This is a genomic window from Flavobacterium sp. RNTU_13 (assembly GCF_046614455.1).
GTDB lineage: Bacteria > Bacteroidota > Bacteroidia > Flavobacteriales > Flavobacteriaceae > Flavobacterium.
The window spans coordinates 46,909-71,284 of the sequence record NZ_JBKJHB010000001.1 but is presented as its reverse complement, the minus strand read 5'-3'; the positions used below and the strand labels follow the sequence as shown (position 1 = coordinate 71,284).

General features: G+C 37.6%; 22 protein-coding genes and 1 tRNA gene. 21 read left to right on the top strand and 2 right to left on the bottom strand.

What is annotated here, in order from left to right; translation table 11 throughout:
• The first annotated feature begins 4 nt into the window (after positions 1 to 4).
• The 19 genes from ACLI08_RS00290 (at position 5) to ACLI08_RS00200 (ending at position 20,746) form a co-directional block, all read left to right on the top strand.
• Complete coding sequence (locus ACLI08_RS00290) at positions 5 to 1,162, top strand: acyltransferase family protein (protein ID WP_411426454.1); 1,158 nt, start codon at positions 5 to 7, stop codon at positions 1,160 to 1,162.
• Between the two features lie 2 nt (positions 1,163 to 1,164).
• Positions 1,165 to 2,145 (top strand): glycosyltransferase family 2 protein, encoded by a 981-nt coding sequence (locus tag ACLI08_RS00285; RefSeq protein WP_411426453.1) that lies wholly within the window; start codon positions 1,165 to 1,167, stop codon positions 2,143 to 2,145.
• 14 nt (positions 2,146 to 2,159) lie between these two features.
• Positions 2,160 to 3,377 carry a glycosyltransferase family 4 protein gene (locus ACLI08_RS00280; RefSeq protein WP_411426452.1) on the top strand — a complete coding sequence of 406 codons (1,218 nt, stop codon included), beginning with the start codon at positions 2,160 to 2,162 and terminating at the stop codon, positions 3,375 to 3,377.
• Complete coding sequence (locus ACLI08_RS00275; RefSeq protein WP_411426451.1) at positions 3,377 to 4,711, top strand: hypothetical protein; 1,335 nt, start codon at positions 3,377 to 3,379, stop codon at positions 4,709 to 4,711. Before ACLI08_RS00280 ends, ACLI08_RS00275 begins: the two co-directional genes overlap by 1 nt.
• Positions 4,711 to 5,880 (top strand): glycosyltransferase family 4 protein, encoded by a 1,170-nt coding sequence (locus ACLI08_RS00270; protein WP_411426450.1) that lies wholly within the window; start codon positions 4,711 to 4,713, stop codon positions 5,878 to 5,880. Before ACLI08_RS00275 ends, ACLI08_RS00270 begins: the two co-directional genes overlap by 1 nt.
• 1 nt (position 5,881) lies before the next feature.
• The gene (locus tag ACLI08_RS00265) at positions 5,882 to 7,066 is read left to right on the top strand and encodes a glycosyltransferase (RefSeq protein WP_411426449.1); all 1,185 of its coding nucleotides are present in this window, start codon (positions 5,882 to 5,884) and stop codon (positions 7,064 to 7,066) included.
• Complete coding sequence (locus ACLI08_RS00260; protein ID WP_411426448.1) at positions 7,059 to 7,613, top strand: WcaF family extracellular polysaccharide biosynthesis acetyltransferase; 555 nt, start codon at positions 7,059 to 7,061, stop codon at positions 7,611 to 7,613. Before ACLI08_RS00265 ends, ACLI08_RS00260 begins: the two co-directional genes overlap by 8 nt.
• Before the next feature lie 114 nt (positions 7,614 to 7,727).
• On the top strand, positions 7,728 to 8,546 hold the full coding sequence (locus tag ACLI08_RS00255) for a glycosyltransferase family 2 protein (protein WP_411426447.1): 819 nt from the start codon (positions 7,728 to 7,730) through the stop codon (positions 8,544 to 8,546).
• Positions 8,543 to 9,484, top strand: a complete 942-nt coding sequence (locus tag ACLI08_RS00250) for a UDP-glucuronic acid decarboxylase family protein (RefSeq protein WP_411426446.1) — start codon at positions 8,543 to 8,545, stop codon at positions 9,482 to 9,484. The genes ACLI08_RS00255 and ACLI08_RS00250 overlap by 4 nt, the downstream gene beginning before the upstream one ends.
• Before the next feature lie 11 nt (positions 9,485 to 9,495).
• Complete coding sequence (galE, locus tag ACLI08_RS00245) at positions 9,496 to 10,521, top strand: UDP-glucose 4-epimerase GalE (protein WP_411426445.1); 1,026 nt, start codon at positions 9,496 to 9,498, stop codon at positions 10,519 to 10,521.
• Between the two features lie 4 nt (positions 10,522 to 10,525).
• Positions 10,526 to 10,978, top strand: coding sequence for a VanZ family protein (locus tag ACLI08_RS00240; RefSeq protein WP_411426444.1), 453 nt, complete (start codon positions 10,526 to 10,528; stop codon positions 10,976 to 10,978).
• Entirely contained in the window at positions 10,975 to 12,213 is a 1,239-nt protein-coding gene (locus tag ACLI08_RS00235; protein WP_411426443.1) for a WcaI family glycosyltransferase, read from the top strand. The genes ACLI08_RS00240 and ACLI08_RS00235 overlap by 4 nt, the downstream gene beginning before the upstream one ends.
• Positions 12,214 to 12,387: 174 nt before the next feature.
• Positions 12,388 to 13,773, top strand: coding sequence for an undecaprenyl-phosphate glucose phosphotransferase (locus ACLI08_RS00230; protein ID WP_411426442.1), 1,386 nt, complete (start codon positions 12,388 to 12,390; stop codon positions 13,771 to 13,773).
• 21 nt (positions 13,774 to 13,794) lie between these two features.
• Positions 13,795 to 14,358 (top strand): sugar transferase, encoded by a 564-nt coding sequence (locus ACLI08_RS00225; RefSeq protein WP_411426441.1) that lies wholly within the window; start codon positions 13,795 to 13,797, stop codon positions 14,356 to 14,358.
• A gap of 12 nt (positions 14,359 to 14,370) precedes the next feature.
• Positions 14,371 to 15,525: a DegT/DnrJ/EryC1/StrS family aminotransferase gene (locus ACLI08_RS00220; protein ID WP_411426440.1), complete on the top strand. Its 1,155-nt coding sequence runs from the start codon at positions 14,371 to 14,373 to the stop codon at positions 15,523 to 15,525.
• Positions 15,526 to 15,559: 34 nt separating this feature from the next.
• The gene (gene cmk / locus ACLI08_RS00215) at positions 15,560 to 16,261 is read left to right on the top strand and encodes a (d)CMP kinase (protein ID WP_411426439.1); all 702 of its coding nucleotides are present in this window, start codon (positions 15,560 to 15,562) and stop codon (positions 16,259 to 16,261) included.
• 14 nt (positions 16,262 to 16,275) lie between these two features.
• Positions 16,276 to 17,400 (top strand): UDP-N-acetylglucosamine 4,6-dehydratase family protein, encoded by a 1,125-nt coding sequence (locus tag ACLI08_RS00210; protein ID WP_411426438.1) that lies wholly within the window; start codon positions 16,276 to 16,278, stop codon positions 17,398 to 17,400.
• Positions 17,401 to 17,533: 133 nt separating this feature from the next.
• Positions 17,534 to 18,352, top strand: a complete 819-nt coding sequence (locus ACLI08_RS00205; protein ID WP_411426437.1) for a polysaccharide biosynthesis/export family protein — start codon at positions 17,534 to 17,536, stop codon at positions 18,350 to 18,352.
• A gap of 3 nt (positions 18,353 to 18,355) precedes the next feature.
• On the top strand, positions 18,356 to 20,746 hold the full coding sequence (locus ACLI08_RS00200) for a GumC family protein (protein WP_411426436.1): 2,391 nt from the start codon (positions 18,356 to 18,358) through the stop codon (positions 20,744 to 20,746).
• 563 nt (positions 20,747 to 21,309) lie between these two features.
• On the opposite strand, the gene ACLI08_RS00195 is transcribed toward ACLI08_RS00200, so the two are convergent.
• Both ACLI08_RS00195 and ACLI08_RS00190 read right to left on the bottom strand, forming a co-directional pair.
• Positions 21,310 to 22,365, bottom strand: coding sequence for a serine hydrolase domain-containing protein (locus tag ACLI08_RS00195; protein WP_411426435.1), 1,056 nt, complete (start codon positions 22,363 to 22,365; stop codon positions 21,310 to 21,312).
• Between the two features lie 376 nt (positions 22,366 to 22,741).
• Positions 22,742 to 22,814 (bottom strand) — tRNA-Met (locus ACLI08_RS00190).
• A gap of 214 nt (positions 22,815 to 23,028) precedes the next feature.
• On the opposite strand from ACLI08_RS00190, the gene ACLI08_RS00185 reads away from it, so the two are divergent.
• A complete protein-coding gene (locus ACLI08_RS00185) occupies positions 23,029 to 23,634 on the top strand; it encodes a hypothetical protein (RefSeq protein ID WP_411426434.1) in 606 nt (201 codons plus the stop codon).
• 8 nt (positions 23,635 to 23,642) lie between these two features.
• Positions 23,643 to 24,320, top strand: coding sequence for a hypothetical protein (locus tag ACLI08_RS00180; protein ID WP_411426433.1), 678 nt, complete (start codon positions 23,643 to 23,645; stop codon positions 24,318 to 24,320).
• Positions 24,321 to 24,376: the final 56 nt, after the last annotated feature.

The following is a 24,376-nucleotide window of genomic DNA, read 5'->3' as shown; positions in this document are numbered from 1 at the left end:
GATCATGAATAAATTAAAGTCGTTTTATCTTGAGGTGTTGCGTATCATAGCTTCGTTCTATGTGTTTATATACCATGTAAGTTCTGAAGATATAGCAGGGAAACAATATATTTCAAGCCCCCAGTTTACAGAAAAATTTGGGCTTTTGTATGCTAAATCACATTGCTATGTTATGGTGTTTTTTGTGCTTTCCGGTTATTTAATAACTATGTCAGGAACCCGGCCTAATGTAACGTTTAAAAAATTTATGGTAGCCAGGTTAGGTAGAATTTATTCTGTAATGCTGCCTGCCATTATTTTTTCAATTATCGTATCTATTTTGCTCGTAAACCTGTATCCGCAGTTATTTGCAGATATTGAAAACTATAATTTTTTAGTTCCCCGATTTTTCTTAAATCTTTCTTTCTTGTCCCAGGCGTACACTTTATGTGCTACTCCTCCATTAGAAACGGCTTTATGGTCAGTACAGTATGAGGTAATGTATTATGTGCTCTTTGCTGTTTTTGTGCTTTATAAAGGCAAATGGAAGTGGCCGTTATTTGGGGCCATTATATGCCTTACTTTCCCTAAAGTATTACTGCTGTTCCCTGTTTGGTTACTGGGCAGTGTACTTTATATAAAAGAAAAAAAAATAAAAATGAATTTTATAGTATCGTTAGTGCTTAGCTCTGTCTCTACCGTACTTTTGATTTATTATATACATAATGTAGAACAAATGCCACTTCAGAAAAGTACTGCAGACAATACTCTCTTTGGCTATAAACTGTTCTTTTCATGGAATTATCTTGCTGATTATTTGTTCGGGCTTATTGTAGTTCTAAACATGCTGTCTGTATTTAAATTATCTGAATACATCAGCAAATATTTTGAAAATAATAAGATATTTGATTGGCTATACGATAAGTCAAGGATAGTAGGTAATTGTACTTTTACATTATACCTTTTCCATACACCATTACTGTTTTTATTTACTTCGGTATTACCTTATGATCGCTTTAATCTTATGCATGTATACTCGCTAATTGTTTTAGTTTGTGTTGTTGTTTACTTTATAGCCAGGGTTACTGAATGGAAAGTAGATTTTTGGCGTAATTCTTTTGAGAGAGTAGTATTGTTGTTTGAAAATGGATTGGGTAAAATAATTAATATTCAAAACAAATAGTGATGAAAAAGATTTCGGTTTGTATACCTACATATAATCAGGAGGCTTATGTTGAGGCGTGTATAAGAAGCGTAATGGCTCAAACAGTACTTCCTGAGGAAATAATAGTTTCTAATGATTGCAGTACAGACAATACTAAAGAAATTTTAGATAGGCTGGCTGCCGAAATTTCTATACTTAAGGTATTACACCAACCGGTAAACCTTGGTATGAAAGAAAATACAAACCAGTGCCTTAGACATGGTAAAGAAGAGTTTATCCTTAAACTGGATTCTGATGATTTGCTACTGCCGGAGTATATAGAAAAAATAGGAGGCCTTCTTTCTAAATATAAAGATGCCGGCTATGGGCATGGAAATGTTATAGAAATCGATGATGATGGTAATGAAAACCGCCATAGAAAGATTTCAAGGAAACAAGAATACATTGATGCCGATACGAGCTTAAAAGAAACAGTTAAGGGCTATAAAGTTGCTGCAAACATAATTATGTTTCGCAGGGAAGCTTTAGAAAAGGTAAATTACATAACGGCACCTACGAATTTTGCCGAAGATTTCTTTCTTTCAGTGAACATTGCAGATGCTGGATATGGTAATGTATTTGTACCGCTTACACTTTCTAAATACAGGGTGTGGAATGACTCTAAGAACCTTAGGGTAAAAAGAAAAATTACAGAACTCCAGGGTTTGTATGCTGTTTTTACACTGGCTTTTTTACCTGCATTTCAAAAAAGAAATTGGGATCTTGGTGTATTAAGTAAGGCAAGGGAAAATTTTGCATTAAGGCATGCCTCAAGCCTGCAGTCTAAAGTTTTTACCGAAGCTGAAAAGAATGAACTGGAAACGGCGTTGTTAAACCTGTCGGATAGTGGTAAGGTGAAAAGGCAAATAGCTATGTACAAAAATGGATTCGGGTTTATACCCGACACTATTTCCGGCATAAAAAGATTTGTTATAGCAACAGCAAAAAAGATACTATCCTAAACACATAAAAAAGTATGTTTGTTGTAAGCCATCCTACTGGAAATCAAAACGTAAGGGCTATAATTAATGAGCTTGAGCACCAAAACAGGCTGCTTAAGTTTTATACAACCATAGCCCGTTTTGATAATAACCTTACCGGAATGTTTAGTAAGCTTCCCGGGCTAAAAGATTTAGAAAAGCGCACATACAGCGAAGCTGTAAAACCGTATACCGTACAATATCCTTATTACGAAGTAGGCAGGATGTTATATAAGAAATTTAATAAAACAAGTCCGTTGCCGCAAAAGTACAGCGTAGATAATATTTATCATACGCTGGACATGCAGGTTGCTGAATATATCAAAAATAATCCAAAAGGACTTGAAGGTGTATACGCATATGAAGATGGTGCAGCTTTTCAGTTTGAAGAAGCAACACGCTTAGGTATAAAAAAAGTTTATGATCTGCCCATAGCCTATTGGGCTACCGGACGTGCACTAATGATGCGACAGAGTGAAATATACCCTCAATGGGCAAAAACTCTTGGAGGCGGTATAAAAGATTCGCAGGAAAAACTCGACAGAAAAGTGCGCGAAATGGAGTTGGCCGACGTAGTTGCCACACCAAGCAGATTTGTAGCCGATTCGATTCCGGCTGAGATGAATAAAAAAGTGATTATTTCACCGTTTGGTTCTCCGGCGCCACGCACGGATATTGAGCAACCTACTTGGGAAATCGTAAAAAACAGGCCGTTAAAAATTCTTTTTGCGGGCAGCATGGGACAACGAAAAGGGCTTGCGGATTTGTTTAATGCTGTAAAGTTATTATCTTCCAAAGAAATAGAGCTGGTTGTTGTAGGTAGCCTGCAGGATGATTTTCAATTTTATAAAAACCAAATGCCTAATTTTACATATTTAGGTACTATGCCGCACAAAGAAGTGCTTAAAACTATGGCCTCGTGCGATGTGTTTTGCCTGCCATCTATTGTAGAGGGCAGAGCACTAGTTGTACAGGAGGCTATGAGCCAGGGATTACCTATAATAATTACTCCGAACACTGGCTGTGATGATTTGGTAACCGAAGGTGAAACAGGTTTTTGCGTGCCGATAAACAATAGCGATGCCATAGCATCGCATATAGACTGGTTTGCTTCGGATAGGGAAAGAACGTTTCAAATGAAGGCTGCTGCCCGTAGCAAGGCCTTAGGATACTCGTGGCAGGGTTATGCCCGTGGGGTTATTAATAATTTATAATGAGCGTACAGGCAAAGAAAATAGTATTTAATGATATTCAGGGCAAAATAAACCTGCGTAGAATTTTGTATATCAAAAAGGCAATTTGGTTATATTTTTTATTGCTTATTTTTGAGGGTGCGCTACGTAAATGGGTTGTTCCGGGATTAGCAGGACCTTTACTTATTGTAAGGGATCCGGTGGCTATATACATGATTTTTTTAGCCATAAGGGCAGGAGTTTTTCCTAAAAACCTTTTTAACGGGGCTCTTACAATGCTTACCATATTAACGTTTATATTTACTTTTTTGGCGGGTCATGGTAACGTTTTTGTGGCAATATACGGGCTGCGTATTTTCGTGTTACACTTTCCACTAATATTTATCATAGGCCGTGTCTTTGATTATGATGATATGGTAAAAATAGGTAGAGCCATCTTGATAATTAATATTTTGATGACTTTACTGGTAGCGGTACAATTTTACAGCCCGCAGAGTGCATGGGTAAACAGAGGTGTAGGTGGAGAAGGTGACGGATCTGGCTTTTCCGGAGGAGGTGGTTTTTACCGTGTTCCCGGAACATTTTCGTTTACTAGCGGGCTTTCAGCTTTTTACTCATTTACGGCACCCTTTATATTTTACTTTTGGTTTAATGGAAAAAATCAGGTACCCAAGTATTTATTATGGGCAAGCACCTTCGCGCTGATTGCGGCAGTACCATTAAGTATAAGTCGTACGGTACTGTTTTCTATAGGCATTACCTTTATTTTCAGTCTTTTTTTGGTGTCCCAAAATAAAAGAACTTTCAGTAGAATGCTTGGGGCGGCAATTGCAATTGTTATGCTTTTTGGTGTACTACAACAGTTTGCCTTCTTCCAAACGGCTTCAGGTGCCTTTACAGACAGATTTACTTCAGCCAATAAGAGTGAAGGTGGTGCAGAGGGTATAATCAGTAACCGTATTATAGGATACAGCCTCTTAAGTGCCTTCGACGGGGATATACCACCTTTAGGCTATGGTTTGGGAGCAGGTTCTAACGTTGGCGCGCAGCTTTTAACAGGAGGTACTATGGTAGAGTTTTCAGAGGGTGAATGGGGTAGGCTTACCCGTGAATCTGGAATGATTCTAGGTGTACTATTCATATTAACCCGAGTGTTTTTTACACTAAGACTTGCATCTGTAGCATACAAGAATTTGAGACAGGGTAATATTATGCCTTGGCTTATTTTAAGTTATGCATTTGTAAACATTATTCAGGGAACATTATCCCAACCTAATGCTTTAGGCTTTGTTGTACTGGCGGGAGGCTTTCTTATTGCTGGTATGGATAGTAACACTAAAAAAGTATTTGCCTGATGGAGCTAAAGAAAATAGTATTCATAACACATCCACTGTTTTTAGGCTCTAACAGTATGCCGCGCTATGCCTCATGGCTTGCCGAAGGTATGGAAATAAAGGGGTATGAAGTACAAATTGTTCGCCCCGAAGCTAAGTTTTACAAATTGCCTGCGCCTGCATCTTTAAAGAAGTGGTTGGGCTATATAGACCAATACCTGATATTCCCTATACGGTTAAAGAAACTTGTGAACGCATTACCGGGTAACACACTGTATGTGCTTACTGACCATGCGTTAGGGCCGTATGCTCCTGTTATAAAAGACAGAAAGCACATAGTGCATTGCCATGACTTTTTAGCACAACGCTCTGCATTAAACGAAATACCCGAAAACCCTACGTCGCTTAGCGGTAAACTATACCAGCATTTTATAAAACGCGGCTATTTACAGGCGAAGAATTTTATATGTATCTCTAAAAAGACTCAAGAAGATTTATTGCGTTTTATGCGTCCAAGCATCCCTGGGTATACTACTGTTGTTTATAATGCTTTAAACCAGCCTTTCTATTTGCTGGATAAAGCAGCATGCCGTAAGGTAATAGGAAATTATATAAATACTGACGTACCTAACGGCTATGTGTTGCATGTAGGCGGGAACCAATGGTATAAAAATAGGGTGGGAGTTATAAAAATTTATAATAGCCTCAGGGATCAGGGCTATGTTTTGCCCTTGGTGCTTTTAGGTACTCCCCCATCAGCTAAGCTTACCGAAGAATTTAATAAATCAAAATATAAGGGAGATATTCATTTTATTATCAATGCACCAAATCACCTGCTTAATGAGGCGTATTCTGGTGCCGATGTATTTGTGTTCCCCTCATTGGCTGAAGGATTCGGTTGGCCTATTATAGAGGCTATGGCTAGTGGTACGGTAGTGGCTACGACCGATGAAGCTCCAATGAATGAAGTGGCTGGAAATGCGTCTTGCCTACTGGAACGTTGCCCAGAAAATAACGAAGTTACCCTGTGCTGGGCTGCAAAGTCAGCTGAAAAAATATTAGCCCTGCTCGCATCTGAAGCTAAGAGGGAGGAATATGTAGCATTGGGGCTGCAGAATGTTATTCGGTTTGACAGTTCTGCTACATTAGACAAAATAGAAGAAATATATAAGTACATAGTTGCCTCATAACATGAAGATAATACGCGTAATAACAACTATGAATCCCGAGCATGGCGGTCCATCTCAGGGTATTCGTAATATGGTTCCGGCACTTCAGGAAATAGGGGTATACAATGAGGTGGTTTGTTTTGATGATCCTGATTCATCTTATTTGTCATCGTCTGCATTTACCATCCATCCACTTGGTAATGGTAAGGGGCCTTACTCGTACAACGAAAAACTAAGCACTTGGCTAAAAGATAACTTTCACAGGTTTGATGTGGTTGTAATTCATGGTTTGTGGCAGTATAACAGTTACGGTACTTACAAGGCATGGAAGAAGTATAAAAAAACAAACAGCAGTTATCCTAAACTGTATGTTATGCCTCACGGTATGCTGGATCCATACTTTCAGAAGGCACCTGAGCGACGTATAAAAGCGCTACGGAACACTATTTTTTATGCGCTTTTTGAAGGAAAAGTTGTTAATGGGTGTAATGGTGTATTGTTTACCTGCCAGCAGGAGCTGGAATTGGCAAGGGAACCTTTTTCGCCCTATAAGCCGCAGAGTGAATTAAATATCGGTTACGGTATTCAGCCGCCACCACCGTACAATAGTCAGGTAATGAATGAAGCCTTTTATAAAACATGTCCTGATTTAAAGCAAGGGGCTCCATATATTGTCTTTATGAGCAGAATCCATCAAAAGAAGGGAGTAGATTTGCTTATAAAAGCCTATTTAGATTTAAAAGAGAACAACAATATACCAGATCTTGTAATAGCAGGTCCAGGTTTAGATACAGAATATGGCAAACAGCTACAGGATTTAGCTTCCAGGAGTAAGAAAATTCACTTTCCGGGTATGCTGAAGAATGAGGCGAAATGGGGGGCATTTTACAACAGCGAAGCATTTGTACTGCCCAGTCATCAGGAAAATTTTGGCATTGCCATAGTTGAAGCCATGGCGTGTAGCAAAGCCGTTTTAATAACTGATAAAGTTAACATTTGGCAGGAAATTAAGAATGGAGATGGAGGCGTTGTAGTAAATGACGATTTTGATGGAGTAAAGAGTGCGCTGGTAAAGTGGCTGTCTCTTACAAATGAAGAAAAGCACCAAAAAGGAGAAAAGGCTTATGAAGTTTATACATCTTTTTTTTCGGTTAAAAACGCGGCACTTAGATTTAAAACAATTTTTGAAAACAATATAAATGGCTAAAGTAAACGAAGATACTTTTAAAGGCGCATCATTCTCTTTTTCTAACAGAATTATGAGGGTAGTTTGGTCAGTGGTATATTTGGTGTTTTTTAAATACTCGCCGAAGCCATTACATGCTTGGCGCGCTTTAGTTTTACGATGTTTTGGGGCTAAGGTAGGTAAGGGTGTACACGTATATCCACGTGTAACAATATGGGCTCCCTGGAACCTTGAATTGCATGATGAATGCGGAATTGCTAATGGAGTTGAATTATATTCGCAGGGAAGAATAACTGTAGGTAAAAGGGCCGTAATATCTCAGGGCAGTTATATATGTACCGGTACACATGATTATACATTAAAAGGATTTCCTCTTTATACTAAGCCTATTGTTATTAAAGAAAATGCCTGGGTGGCAGCACAGGTATTTATACATCCCGGTGTAATTATAGGAGAAGGAACCGTTATAGGTGCGCGGTCTGTGGTTACTAAAGACATGCCTGACTGGATGGTTTGTGCAGGCTTTCCCTGTAAACCGCTTACATCCAGGGAGCTAAAGGATTGTTAGTTTCTGATTAGAAACCTTACCAGGTAAATACACTTGCTTTAGTAGGTTTGTGTTCAAGAGTATGGTGTACCGCAAGTAGATAAATATTTTGTATAACACAGTATTTAATATAATATGTCAAAAATACCTGTTACGGTTGTAGTGCCGGTTAAAAATGAAGAGCCTAATATGGTTCGTTGCCTTGATCGCCTTACAGGCTTTGATCAGGTTATGGTTATCGACTCTAAGAGTACAGATAAAACGGCACAGATAGCGCTAGAATATGGGGCTGAAGTGCACCAGTTTGACTGGAACGGACAATTTCCAAAGAAAAGGAATTGGGTGCTTAGAAACCTTAATATAAAGAACGAATGGGTGTTGTTTCTGGATGCCGATGAGTATATGACTGATGAGTTTATTGAGGAGCTTAAGGTGGCAATAAACAGGCCGGAATACAATGGCTACTGGATAGTTTTTGTAAATTATTTTATGGGAAAGCAGCTTAAGCATGGAGACCCATTTAAGAAACTTCCTTTATTTAGAGTAGGTAAAGGAGAGTATGAAAGAATCAATGAGGATTCATGGAGCCATCTTGATATGGAAGTTCATGAACATCCAATAGTTGAGGGTAAAGTAGGAGAGTTTAAGTCGCACATAATACATAATGATTTTAAGGGGCTTGAGCATTACATTGGCAAACATAATGCTTATTCTACTTGGGAGGCGCGCCGTTACATGACACTGCTTCAAACAGGATTTGAAGGTTTAAATAAAAGGCAAAAGTTTAAATACAGACTTCTGGAAACAGGTTGGTTGCCCTTCGTCTATTTTGTAGGGTCTTATCTCCTTAAGATGGGATTTTTGGATGGAAAAGAGGGCTACTATTTTGCGCGATTTAAGTCTAATTATTTTTTACAGATTCAAACAAAGATCAAAGAATTCAGAAAGATATGAAAAAAAGGATACTTATAACCGGAGGTGCCGGTTTCATTGGTTCGCACCTAAGCGAAAGACTTCTAAATGAAGGTAATGAAGTAATATGTCTTGATAATTACTTTACAGGCAGTAAGTCAAACATTGTTCACCTTATGGATAATCCTTATTTTGAGGTAGTTCGCCATGATGTTACAGAACCATACTTTGCCGAAGTAGACGAAATATATAATCTTGCCTGTCCGGCAAGCCCTGTTCACTACCAGTATAATCCTATAAAAACGATAAAAACTTCTGTAATGGGGGCTATTAACGTTTTAGGACTTGCAAAAAGGGTTAATGCAAAAGTATTTCAGGCAAGTACCAGCGAAGTTTACGGTGATCCGCACGTGCACCCGCAACCGGAAAGTTACTGGGGTAACGTAAACCCTATAGGTATACGCTCTTGTTATGACGAAGGTAAGCGTTGTGCAGAAACCTTATTTATGGACTATCATAACCAAAACCAGGTAGATATAAAAATTGTAAGGATATTTAATACCTACGGGCCAAAAATGAACCCTGAAGACGGGCGCGTAGTGTCTAACTTTATTGTTCAGGCATTAAAAGGTGAAGACATCACTATTTTTGGCGACGGTAATCAAACCCGTTCTTTCCAGTATGTAGATGATCTTGTAGAAGGTTTTATCAGGTTAATGAATACCCCTAAAGGTTTCACCGGACCTGTAAACATAGGTAACCCTAATGAGTTTACTATGCTCGAACTTGCCGAGAATGTTTTAGATCTTGTAGGTTCTAAATCAAAACTTACATTTATGCCACTTCCTCAGGACGATCCTAAACAAAGGCAGCCGGATATTTCTCTTGCTAAGAAAGAGTTGGATTGGGAACCAAAGGTACAGCTTAGGGAAGGGCTTACAAAAACCATTGAATATTTTGATAAAGTACTTAGTAAATAATAGTTAGTAGCATGGCAAAGATTTTAGTAACAGGTGGCACAGGCTACATCGGTTCTCATACTGTTGTAGAGTTATTTAATGCAGGGTACGAAGTTGTAATTGTAGATAATTTATCTAATTCTGAAGCTGCAATACTAAACCAGATTGAAAAAATAACCGGTAAAAAGCCTGAGCACGAATTTTTTGACCTTTGCGATGAAGCTAAGGTTCAGGATTTTCTTAGCAGGCATACAGATATTACCGGGATAATTCACTTCGCGGCATACAAAGCTGTAGGTGAGTCAGTTCAATTGCCGCTTAAATATTATAAAAACAATTTGTACTCCCTAATTAATATACTGGAGAGTTTAGACAGGAAAATGAACTTTGTGTTTTCATCGTCTTGCACCGTATATGGTCAGCCTGAAGTACTTCCTGTTACTGAAGATGCACCTGTACAAAAAGCAGAGTCGCCGTACGGAAATACAAAGCAGATATGCGAAGAGATTTTAACCGACTACTGTAATATAAATAAAGATCTTAGCGTAATTTCATTAAGATACTTTAATCCGGTAGGAGCGCATGAAACAGGCCTTATAGGGGAGCTACCTATAGGTGTGCCTAACTGCCTTGTGCCTTTTATAACGCAGTCTGCAATTGGTAAACGTGGCCCTATAACTGTGTACGGTAACGACTATAATACCCCTGATGGTAGCGCGGTTCGCGACTACATTCATGTGGTAGATTTAGCCAAGGCACACGTAAGTGCTATAAAAAGGCTTGAAAGTGCTGCTGCCGAAGATAACTATGAGGTATTTAATCTTGGTACAGGTAAAGGTACTTCGGTACTGGAAGTTATTAATGCCTTTGAATCATCTACCGGCGAAACACTTAACTATACCATTGGTGCCCGTAGGCCTGGAGATGTAGAGCAGGTTTGGGGAGATGTTACTAAATCCTCTAATCTGCTGGGCTGGTCTGCAGCATTAGGAATAGAGGAAATGATGAAATCTGCCTGGAAGTGGGAAAAATATATAGCTGCTAATCCATTTAATTAGTTTGGTGGATAGCAGATTAATAAAGTACACGGGTAAAGTAGTGGCTGTTTGTTACTACTTTACAGTGTTTTTTTTAACATTGTTTACCACAGAGCGATATGGAAAGCTTTTTTTAACAGGTAACATAAACTTTGTTCCTTTTGAGGAAAAGATTAATTACATAAAAAATTTTTCGTTGCTGTATAACAACGAAAAGTGGTTTATTATAAAAGAGATCACCGGGAATTTACTACTGTTTTTCCCATTTAGCTTTTTTGCTTCGGTGCTTTCCGGAAAAAAAAACAATAAATTACTTATTGGTGTAAGCATAGTATTAGTGGTACTAATGATAGAGTTTACACAATATTTTTTACATATCGGGAAATTTGATATAGACGACATTGTTTTAAATATTTCCGGAGGATTTATAGGGATTTTTGCTTTAGATAAGCTTAGTAATAAATGGATTTGTAAATGAGGATACTTATTTTTGGAATTAACTATAGCCCGGAACTTACCGGAATAGGCAAGTATACAGGAGAAATGGGGAGCTGGTTTGCTCAGCAGGGGCATGATGTACATGTGGTAACTGCGCTACCATATTATCCTGAATGGGAAGTACATGATGCTTATAAAGGCAAAAAGTGGTTTACAGAAATCATAGATGGTGCTAAGGTTCACCGCGTACCGCTGTATGTTCCTAAAGAGGTTAATTCTAAAAAGAGGATTATTCATGAGTTTTCATTTATACTCGGTGTATTGCCATACTGGTTTAAGTTTCTTTTTTCAAAGAAATTTGACGCAGTTTTTTGTGCTGCACCACCCTTCCATTTAGGACTGCTTCCGCTTATTTATGCTAAATTTAGGGGAGTTCCTATGGTTAGCCACATACAGGATCTTCAGGTAGATGCAGCCAAAGAGCTTGGAATGATTCAAAATCAGACATTTTTAAACATTATGTTTGGCCTTGAACGCTTTATACTTAGAAAAAGTACAAAGGTATCTACCATAAGCCAGGGTATGGCCGATAAAATTGCAGCAAAAGGCATTCCTTTCTCACAACAAATTATGTTTCCTAACTGGGTAGACGAAAGTGCTATACGTCCGTTGCCGAAAGAGCAGTCATTACGTACAGAATTCGGTATAGGTATGGATGATAAAGTAATTCTTTACAGTGGTAATCTGGGAGAAAAGCAAGGGCTTGAAAGTATTATAGATGCCGCCGATATTTACAGGGATCGCAAAGATGTTTATTTTATTATTGTTGGTTCTGGCGGAGGTAAAGAGAAGCTTCAGCAAATGGCAGCAGCCAAAAATCTGGACAGGGTATCTTTTTATCCTTTACAGCCGTATGAAAAGCTTTCGGCATTGCTGGCAACTGCCGATGTACATTTGGTATTGCAGAAAAAGTCTGCTGCAGACCTTGTTATGCCAAGCAAGCTTACGGGGATTTTAGCTGCGGGGGGCTGTGCAATTGTTACTGCAGAACCTGGCACGTCTCTTTTTAACGTGATGAGCGAGCATGATATGGGCATAATATGCGAACCGGAAAATCCGCAGGCACTGGCACAAAGTATAGGAAAAGCAATTGCACCAGAGACTGATTTGTCTGTGTATCGTAACAATGCACGTAAATATGCTGAAAGATTCTTAAGTAAAACCAATATTCTTAAAGATTTTGAGGCAAAACTGCGCGCATTAAAAGAAAAATAAATTTTTACCATTCCGTAACACTATATCTGTTTTTTTTAACAGAAAATTCCAAACTTTGCAAAACCAATCCGGGGTCGTTAACCGGGGTTTTAAATGCGCTTAAACTATAATGTGATTTGGTAGTGCTGACGCAGTGGCAGCACAAATTAGAAAGTTAACCGCCGTATCTTTAAAATGAAACAGTATTTAAATAAAATATCGCTGGTTAGGCTAATAGCAGACCTCTCTGTGGTGGCGTTAACCTATGTACTATGTGTATACATTGTTCAACCGGATACGTTTGCATTGCATTTTAAATCAAAATTTTTCCTGCTGATTATATTGCTGTGCGTATGGTTTTATAGCGGTACATCTAGTAATCTTTATAACGACCATCGTTTACGGCCGGGATTTTCACTGGAAATATACAAAACGTTTAAGGGGGTAGTAATATTGGCACTAAGCATAGTTATAGTGTCTTATTTTTCACAACCGTTTTTACCTACAAACTTTGTTTTTATATACCCTGCGTTGCTTATGCTTTGCTTCGGTACCGAAAAATATATAATAAACCGGTTTGTAATGTTCCTTAGGGGGCAGGGATATAACTTAAGGCATGTAATTATTTTAGGGCATGGTAACAGTGCCAGGCAGTTTAAAGATCTGGTATCAAACAATCCACACTTAGGGTACGACATACTAGGATATTTTGATGATACCACTCAAGACGAGTATCTGGGTAAATACCTTGGTAATTTCTCTCGTATGGAAGAATACCTTGTAAACCATCAGGTAAATGAAGTTATAGTGGCCACGCCAGGGATTACTATAGAAGAAATAGAAGAAATAACAAAAGTGGTAGACAAGGCGGGTATCCGTGTAAGGATAATTCCTGATTTCCATTTTCAATTTTATAACCGTTACGAGTTTAAGCAATTTGGTAACATACCGACAGTTTCGTTAAGAAAAGAACCGCTGGAAGAAACATATAATAAAGTTATTAAACGCACTTTTGATATTGTTTTTAGCCTTGGTGTACTTGTATTTATCTGCAGCTGGCTGTTTATAATTATAGCTTTACTTATAAAAATTAACTCTAAAGGTCCGGTTTTATTCAGGCAGAAAAGGCTGGGTAGGGACAGAAAAGAGTTTTGGTGCCTTAAGTTCAGGAGTATGTATGTAAACAAAGAGTCTGATAAAAAAATGGCTACCAAAGGAGATTCGCGCATTACGCCAATAGGCGCCTTTTTAAGGAAGACCAGCCTTGATGAGTTTCCACAGTTTTGGAACGTACTTATGGGGCACATGTCTATAGTAGGGCCGAGGCCACACATGACAGTGCAGAATGCCCAATATCAGGAAATTATTAATAACTACCTGGTAAGGCAGCTTATAAAACCGGGTATTACAGGCTGGGCACAGGTTAACGGATACCGCGGTGAGATAGAATCAGACCTTGATATAAAAAACAGGGTATCTTACGATATATTTTATCTGGAAAACTGGAGTTTTTTCCTGGATATAAAAATTATTTATTTAACGGTATGGAACATATTTAAAGGAGAAGAAAAAGCATACTAATACATTAAAAATCATCCTTTATTGGGAAAACGAATTTTTGATATTGTTTTATCTCTTATTGCACTTATACCGTTAAGTGCTGTAATATTCCTTTTTTGGTTCATAGTGCGTTTTACTTCTTCAGGAGGTGGGTTTTACAAACAGGTTAGAGTAGGGCGTTTTGGTAGTAATTTCATAATATATAAAATCCGTTCTATGGATGCCGCCGGAAAGGTTACCCATATTGGAGCCTTTATTAGGAAGTATAAAATAGACGAGCTGCCACAACTCTACAATATTTTAAAGGGTGAAATGAGTTTTGTGGGACCGCGCCCCGATATTCCCGGATATTATGACCGGCTTACAGGGAATAATCGGTGCCTGCTTAATCTTCGTCCGGGGCTTACAGGGCCAGCAAGTATTAAATATGCCGCAGAAGAATACCTGCTGCAAAATGTTGAAAACCCGCAGCAATATAACGACGAAGTTATTTTCCCGGATAAGGTAAGATTAAACCTTATCTATTACAATAATCAAAGCCTTTTAATGGATATTAAGCTTATTATTTGTACATTAACAGGTAAACTACCCAAGTTGTATTTTTAAAAACCAATTTATATGCATGATTCAGGTTCAAGAATATGGTTGTCGCCACCGCATATGGGAGGCACAGAACTTGATTATATTAATGATGCATTTAAAAAAAACTGGATAGCCCCACTAGGAGATAACGTTTTGGGGCTGGAAGAAAAGCTTGAACATTATTTAGAATCAAACAGCCATGTGGCCGCTCTTAATTCAGGTACTTCAGCCCTCCATTTAGCATTACTGCTGCTGGGAATAAAAGAAGGCGATGAAGTGCTTTGCCAAAGTTTTACATTTGCAGCTTCTGTAAATCCCGTGCGCTATGTAGGTGCAACACCGGTTTTTATAGATAGCGAACCCGAAAGCTGGAATATATGTCCGGTTCAGCTTGAAACTGCCATCAAAGCTCGTATATCGGTCGGGAAAAAGCCCGCAGCAATAATAGCCGTACATTTATATGGTATGCCCTACAAGGTAAATGATGTAAATGCTGTTGCCGAACGCTATAATATACCCATCATCGAGGATGCGGCAGAGGCCTTGGGCAGTACCATAGACGGCAAAAAGTGCGGTACGCTAGGCACATTTGGGGTGCTTTCGTTTAACGGAAATAAAATAATAACCACTTCGGGCGGTGGAGCCATTGTTTGCAAGGCGCCCGAGCTAAAAGAAAAAGCTGTTTTTTTGGCCACACAAGCGCGTGACGCGGCAAGTCATTATCAACATAGTGTTCTGGGGTATAACTATAGGATGAGTAATATTTCGGCAGGAATTGGTTGCGGGCAAATGGAGGTACTGCCTCTTAGGCTACAGCAAAAAAACGAGCTTCATCAAAAGTATATCTCATTTTTTAAAAGTATCCCGGGGGTTAAGGTTTTTACAAATTATAATAGTAATGTTAGTTCTAATCATTGGCTTACCTGCATTACTATAAGCGATACACAAAGTACCGGTAAATCTACAGAGGAACTAAGGCAGGTTTTAGATGCGCATAACATAGAGTCGAGGCCGCTTTGGAAACCTATGCACTTGCAGCCTCTATATAAAGGATATTTGTACTTTGGGAGTAAAGTGTGCCAGCGTCTTTTTGAAACGGGATTGTGCCTGCCTTCGGGCACAGGTATGGATGAAGAACAGATTTTGCGTATTTTTACGTGTCTTAAAGGATATTTCGGAGATATTAACTAGTTTTGCTGTCACACAATAAATAGAAATTTTTAGTTTGGATAAAAAGATCATCATAGCTGTAGACGGGTTTTCATCAACCGGTAAGAGTACGCTTGCAAAGGAAATAGCAAAGGCGCTTAACTACATATATGTAGATACCGGAGCCATGTACAGGGCTGTTACATTATACGCTATTAATAATGGCTTTGTGCTAAACGGCGTGTTAAACGAAGATGATTTTTTAAAGAAACTGCCAAGCATTAATCTGAAGTTTCAATACAACACTAACCTCTTCCGTAGCGAAATTTATCTTAACGACGTAAATGTAGATGAAGATATTCGTTCTATGGAGGTTTCGGGGGCTGTGAGTAAAGTAGCAGCCTTGCCTCCTGTACGTGAAAAACTGGTAGAACAACAGCGTAGTATGGGTCTTGATAAGGGTATTGTTATGGATGGCCGGGATATAGGCACCGTGGTTTTTCCGGATGCCGAATTAAAACTATTTATGACTGCTGCCCCGTCTGAGCGCGCTACCCGAAGGTACAACGAACTTAAAGCGTCCGGTAAAGCAGTGCAGTACGAAGAGGTGCTTAAAAATATTGAGGAAAGGGATTATATAGACAGTAACAGGCAGGATTCACCCCTTCGGAAAGCAGAAGATGCTATAGAAATTGATAATACCAACCTTACCAGAGAGCAACAATTTAATAAAGTAATGGATATTGTAGCCGGGGTTTTAAAGTCTGAGAAGGTATAAAGAACCATTTAAAGATGAAAGGAATCAACTACCAACTGGAAGATTTGCTGGAGCGCAAGCCTATTGTGCTCGATAAAACCTCTATTTTTTCGCAAGTAAGCAAAAAAACAGTTCTTATAACGGGTGCTGCAGGATCTATAGGTAGTGAAATTGCCAGGCAACTTTTTAATTTTGTACCGTCTTTAATTATACTGGCAGACCAGGCAGAAACGCCCTTGTATTTGCTGAGTTTAGAAATGGCGGCACTTTCATCTGGAGCTAAGTTTTGTATTGCCTTGTCAGACATTACAGACGAGGCGGCTGTAGAGCATTTATTTGCCACTTATAAGCCAGATGTGGTATATCATGCGGCAGCATACAAGCATGTGCAAATGATGGAAGACAACCCCACGCAGGCTGTTCTTACAAATATTGAAGGTACACGTATAGTTGCCACCGCAGCGGCCAGGCATAATGTGGGTACTTTTGTTATGATCTCTACTGATAAGGCAGTTAATCCTGCAAATGTTATGGGGGCTACAAAGTTAATCGCTGAGCGTTTTATAACATCTTTGCAACATAACCAGGGTAACAATGGTGAAACCGATACAAGGTTTATTATAACCCGTTTTGGCAACGTGCTGGGGTCTAATGGGTCTGTGGTTCCTGTTTTTGAACGCCAAATTGCTGAAGGAGGCCCTGTTACAGTAACCCACCCAGATATTACGCGTTTTTTTATGACCATTAAAGAAGCATGTTTGTTGGTTTTAGAAGCGGGTGCTATGGGCAAGGGCGGAGAAATTTTTGTTTTTGATATGGGTAAACAGGTTAAGATTACAGATCTTGTTTACAAAATGATTAAAATGGCGGGTATGGAGCCCGAAGAAGATATACAAATACGCTATACCGGTTTAAGGGCGGGGGAGAAGTTGTTTGAAGAACTAATATCACAGTCGTCTCGTACTTTACCTACTCATAATGAGAATATTGTTATAGGTGTAGAAGATACAGTAGGATTTATACCTTACACACGACAGCTTGATGAATTGAAGCAGATTGCTTTGCTGTACAACAATATGCTTACGGTAACAAAGATAAAAGCTATTGTGCCTGAGTTTGTAAGTGCAAATTCTATTTACGAGGCTCTGGACATGAGATAACTTATAAGATACGTTATTTTTAGGTTACCTCCTTTTTATCTGCGTCAAAAAAATTATATTTGCGCTTGGGCTGGTTTGCGAAAAACCATTCATAAAGCTTAATTTTATAAATTAATTGATAATAAATTAACAAATGGTAAAAAAAATCTGCCTGTTATTTTTTCTAGCTTTTGCTCTTTTTTCTTGCAATACAAGTAAAAAGATTATCTATTTTCAGGGGCTAAATCCTAATGATACCATTGTTGGTAAATCCAAGCGTGGTTATGAAATTAAAATTAAGGCAGATGATGTGCTTGCCATTACTGTTTCTTCAGCTGACTATCTCGCTCAGGAAGCAGCAAGGCCATTCAACAGGTCTTATTCTGCTGTTACCGCGGCAGACGCAGGAGGTGCCAAGAGTTTAAACGGAAGTAATGCGCAGAGTTCTGATTCGGCCGTTTCTCCAACATATCAGGTGAGCGAAGATGGTAAAATAATATTTCCTGTTTTGGGCGAACTTTCTGTCGTAGGTATGTCTAAGGTCGAATTGATTAAAATGTTGTCAGATAAAATTAAGGTTTATATAAATAACCCGGTTATTTCTGTTCGTTTAGTAAACTTTAAAGTAACGGTTTTAGGAGAAGTACTTACACCTGGAGAATTTGAGGTAGCATCTGAAAGATTTACTTTACCTCAGGCTATTGCAAAAGCGGGTGATTTAACTATTTATGGGGTTAGAGAAGAAATTCTGTTAGTTAGGGAAGACAATGGTGTAAAGTCATATCACTATTTAGATATAACAAAGGCAGACTTCATAAATTCACCGTATTATTACCTGCAGCAAAATGATCTAATTTACATAAAGCCGAACAAGTCTAAGGCTGCTACGTCGCTTACAGGGAGCAATTTTGGTTTAATAGTGTCGAGTTTGTCGGTGCTGTTAGCTATTACTACTTTACTAATAAAAAACTAAACAATGAGCATAGAAAACAAATCGGTGTCTGAAGAAGCGTCAACCCTCAATATCGGTGAAATCTTAGCCCCTTATCTTTACCATTGGAAATGGTTTGTTCTGTTCGTTTTACTATCGGTTACAGGTGCCTTTCTTTATTTACGATATAGCACTCCTTTATACAGTGCGTCAGCAACAATTATGATAAAGGATGACAAAAAAGGAGATATTGGCTCAGAGTTGTCTGCTTTTAACGATTTGGGTGCTATTGCGAAAGTGAAAAGTAATCTTGATAATGAAATAGAAGTTCTTAAAGCGCGTACACTTGCCAGAAAAACTGTTCAGAAACTTGGTTATAATATATCTTATTATTCTGAAGGCCAAGTGCGTACCGTTGAGCTTTATAAAAGCGCACCATTCGTGGTTGATTATATTGTAAAGAACAAAGATTTTTATGAACGTGATACCTTATTTTATGTAAAGATTTTGTCTAAGAGCACTTTTGAACTTTATGATAGTAGTAAAAAACCGACTGGTAAGTACAGGTTTGGTTCAACTTTTAAAAATGGTTTTGGTACTATGGTAATCAGGGATACGCTGCTGGGTAATAAACCTGGTGGTGAGATTTTAATGGTAAAGCAGTCTAATATTGCTGCTGTAACCGGCGCTTTTCGCTCCAACTTTAAAGTTGCTCCTGTTGATCAAAATTCCAGCAGTGTTCTAATTCTTTCAGTTATTAATCCAGTAAAAGAAAAAGGCGTTGACTATATAAATGCGCTCATTGCAACCTATAATCAGGATGCTAAGAATGATAAGAATCAGGTTGCAAAAAATACGGATGTATTTATTCGTAAGAGACTTGATTCTATAAGAAAGGAATTAGTAGATGTTGAGGATATGGTTGAACGCTACAAACGAAATAACAGAGTAACAGATTTGCCTTTTGATACTGAGTCTTTGTTGAGTGCTTCAGGTTCTAATGATCAGAACGTTTTTTCTGCCGGGGTAGAAATGAGCATTATTAAAGCTATGAAGAACCATCTCAAAAAATCCTCCGTTAATGATTTAATTCCCTCTAATATAATTCCTGAAAACGCATCTCCTGAATTGATTGATAGTTACAATAATCTTGTACTTTTAAGGCAAAAACTCTTAGCCTATACATCGCCAGAGAATCCAGAGATTAAACGTTTAGAGCAGCAGATAAGACAAGCGGGTCTATCAATTCAAACGAATCTTAATAATTTGTACGAAACAGCTAGGATCAAGCAGCGCGATTTGTTAAGCATAAAAGGAGATTTTAATGGACAGATTCTTGATGTGTCTCGCAAAGAAAGAGGTTTTCGAGAAGTTGATAGGCAACAAAAAGTAAAAGAGCAACTTTTTTTATATCTGTTACAGAAAAAAGAGGAGAATGCAATTACAATGGCTGTTACTGCAGATAATGCAAAAGTGATAGATCAGGCAGTTGCTAATTCAGGTCCTGTATATCCAAACAGAAGTGCAGTATATTTCGGTTCATTACTTTTAGGTTTGTTTCTTCCTGCCGGTGTTATCTTTGTTAGGATAATGCTGGATAGTAAAGTAAGAGGTCGTCAACAGATTACTAAGTTAGGTATGCCGTTCCTTGGTGATGTACCGCGTTCTGAGTTTAACAAAGAGCTTATGAGTCAGCACAGCCGTTCAAGTACAGCAGAGTCGCTAAGGATAATAAGAACAAATCTTGAATTTATCCTTAGTAATAAGGATAAAGAAGATGAGGCTAAGCTTATTTTTGTAACTTCTACAGTGCCGAAAGAAGGTAAAACGTTTATATCGGTTAACTTAGCAGCAACACTAGCACTTACAAGTAAAAGGGTGTTGTTGGTAGCTATGGATATACGTAATCCTAAGCTTGATGAGTATATAAATGTGCCAAGTAAAGGTCTTACCAATTATCTGTCTTCTAAGGATAATAATGTTAATGACTTTATAATTAAGCAGGAAGGGTTTGATAACTTCTATGTTTTACCTCCCGGGATAATACCGCCAAACCCTGCAGAGCTTTTAATGGGTAAAAAAGTAGAAGAAATGTTTGAAAATCTTAAGCGTGATTATGACTATATTATAGTAGATACTGCTCCTGTAAGTTTAGTGTCTGATACCCAAATTATATCTAAATACGCGGATTGTTTTGTTTACGTGGTAAGGGCTAATTATTTAGATAAACGTATGCTTAGTGTTCCAAGTGCCTTGTACGCAGAGCGTAAATTGCCTAATATGGCTATTTTGCTTAACGATACTGGTGGTACGGAAGGATACGGTTATGGCTATGGCTACGGTTATGGCTATGGCTATGGTTATGGCTATGGTTACGGTTATGGTCCTGAAGTTAAAAAACCAAAGACCTGGAAAGATAAATTGTTAGGTAGGTAATGATTTATTTATTACAGCGATTATATGAAATTATAGTCGTTTGTTCGAAATGTAAAACCTGTTCATAGTTATTGGACAGGTTTTTTTGTTTCAATATTGCTAATGGCTGAGGGGAGATATAGATGCTTAAATGAAAAAATCATTAGTATTGTTGATGGCGCTGTTTTAGTAATAGTAAAGATGGAAAAGTTTAATCAAATAATCCATTTTTATTTCAAAATAGTGAAGTTTTACAATGCTGCTATAAAGGTAATAGTGACTGTTGAAGCAGAAGATCTATCAGCAAATATTTATAATACCTAGTCAAAGCCTTCGCGAAGCTTTATAACCGGAAAAATGCACTGGTGTCAGCTGACACCTTAAATGACCTTGTTTTACCCTTCTTTGAGCAGCACGAACTGCGTCTGCAACGGGGGCTTACGCACGGAGGTGCTGAATACTGATGGTAGATATAAGATGATGAATATCGGATTTATATAACTATTGAAGATAGGCCACTCTAAAACCAACGCAAAAACCCAAATTCAAAGTATAAAGTAAAATCGTAGTTATTACAAATAAATCTATTTCAGGAGTTTACTTTCTTTAACTATTTTTCTAATTTCCTGCTCGAAATAATAAGCAATATCAAAGTTTTCATTACCTGTATTTTCCATAACCACAACACTTGTTTTAGTTTTTGGATAATATAAATTTACTGTAGTAAAACCTTCGCCTGGATGAAACCCGGTATGTCCAACTTCAAAAATATCTGCTTTGTCATTTATTCGTAAACCATAGCCGTAGCCAATAGGGTTTTCACTAAAAACCTGATGTTGGTCTGTTATTACATAATTGGTCATCAATTTATATGTTGCCGGTTTTAGAACTTTTCCGTTATGTAAACATTCGTTCCATTTTGCCAAATCGGGCGCAGTAACAATGAGATGGCTTCCGAAATAATTATCGGTCTCAAAATCTAATTTTTCGTTAAGTTTAAAAGTTCCGTCCTTTTTTATGGTGTGACCTTTTACCAAAAGCTGACTATTTTTTTTATTAGGATAATAGCTGTTATTCATTGTACATTTTTTGAATAATTCAGTTACCAAAGTTTCGAAATTTTTACCGCTTTGTTTTTCCAAAACCAATCCAGCTACATAATACCCGGCATTTGAATAACTAAATGCTGTCCCAGGCTTAAATTTCAACTGCTTACTTATGTTTTCGCTATCCAAACCCGAAGTATTATTTAGCAACTGATGAACTGTTACGGTGTCTGCCCAAGAGTATTTAAAATCGGGTAAATATTTTCGGATTGGTGTTCGCAAATCAATTGTTCCTTTTTCAACTTCTTGCAAAATTAGTGCTGCGGTAAACTGCTTAGCTATAGACATTGTAGAAAACTTGTCGCCAACTTTAAGTTGTGTGTTTATATCGAAATCTGCTAAACCGTATGCTTTTGCATATTTAGTTTTTCCATTTTGTTGGATGTAAACCACTCCATTAAACTCTCTCGGATGTTTAATTTTTAATAAACTGTCAATTTTTTCGGAATAATTGTCTTTTTGTTGTGCAGATGAATTACAACTTGAAAATAGAATTGTTGTTGTGATAAATATCAGTTTAATAATTTGTGCCATTTGTAACCTAAATTTTATTTAGTATCATATCTGTTGTTCGCAGTCGGTTTTGTAAATTAAAGTCGGCTAACGATAAGTAATATCGTATGATTAGTATTGGTTTGTATTACCTTTTTTCTTCTTTAAGTTTAGTTTTCTACGTCTAGTTTCATTCATTTTTCAGAATGCTTAAAATGATTATATCAGTTCTGTTACTGTTTTGGTTAAAACTTCTGGTTCTTAAAATTCCTTCTACCGAACATCCCCACTCCTTTCATTGCATTTATACTTCATTAAAAAGTTAATCCAATTTTCTCGTTAGTTCCCACGTTTACAAGGGTTAACAAAGTAACAGCAAACAAAAAACCCACCAGTTTTACTGATGGGTTTGTGTTAGTAGCGGGAACAGGACTCGAACCTGTGACCTTCGGGTTATGAGCCCGACGAGCTGCCTACTGCTCTATCCCGCGATGTTTCGAGTGCAAATATACAACGGATATTTAATTAAACAAGCATAATATGGAATAAATTTTATGTTTTTTTGAAGAAAAGTCCTAGGGTGTTGTTTTTTAGATGTTTGCGTCTTTGTTTTTTTTATAATATAATTGTTAGTTTTTGTTTTATGTAAAATACTTATATTTATCCGAATATTTTTACTTGTTAAAATTCTTAAAACTTATCAAAATGACAAATCCCGAAATCATATCCAGTATCAATAAGTGGAATTCCCTTGTTTTATCTAAAGACCCTAAAGCGGCTGACGCCATGGTTTCTGCATTTCAGCAGGGAGGTAATTGTTTTTCGTATACACTTGATGAGTATTCTCAGAAATGCGAACTTTTACATTTATATCCGGGTATTTATAAAAATGAGTTATATTTTTTTGTAATACCTGCAGATTACGATAAGGAAGAATATAAAGATGTTTTGTATAAGTATACTACACCATGTAAAGTATACTTTAACCTTGGCTCAAATCAAATACCTGATACAGTGGCTAAGGCTCGAATTGATAGATGGAAAGAAAACTACAAAAGCTGGATTCCTACGCAGGCTAAGTCTCCTGTAGGTATGTTTCAGGCATTTATTTTAGAGGTAGGTGATTTTGAATTGAAAGAAACGTTAGTAACCATGGGGCTGCTTTCTGATAAAACGTACAATTTAGACAGAGCCGATCTTATTGTAACAAATCAGGATGATGATTTGGTGCTGTATGATGATGCTGCCAGTGTAGTGCCTCCCTATGGCCCCTCTGCTTTAACAACTGATTTCTATTTGCTTTCGCTTTAATTTTTTAAATGGATAATATTAAGGAAGTAGCTCAGGTAATTGTAGAGGCATATAGGTATTCTCTTTTAGGTATTGCATTATTAGGTTTGGTTGCGTGGAAGAAGCCTGTACCTTTCTATAGAATGCTATCGGTTTATCTGATTCTCATGGCAGGGATGGAATTCTTTGGCGTTTATCTTGCTAAGGTCTTAAATGGAAGGAATCATATATTTGTTTTACTGGATGCTTTAACAGATGTTGTTTTCTTTTCTGTTTTATATGCTAGATGTTTACTAGAGAAAAAGACCAAATTATTTTTACTGCTCTCTATATTAAGCGCGGCTTATATCTGTTTTGAGTTATTCTACAATTTTATCTACAAGCAGGTTTCTGTTAAAGAGTTTCAGCCTTATTCAAAAATAGTAAGTGATGCCTTTATAATTATACTGGCATTACATTTCCTGTACGAAAAAATGAATGCATTTACCGCTACAAAAGTAAAGCACTTTTGGTTTAACAATGTCGTGATGTTATACTTTACCATAAACTTATTGGTTTACCTGCCGTTTAATTTCCTTGTAAATGAAAGTACTGGGGTGAAGTTTGTATTCTGGACACTGAATGTTTTTTGTATTGAAGCTTTTTACCTGTTTCTTTTAAGTGTAATATTAAAGGAAGCACTTAGGAAAAAAGCTGTCACGTCTTAGCTTGGCTTAGCTATTGCAGGTTTTTGGTGGTAAAGCAAGTGTATTTTTATACATTT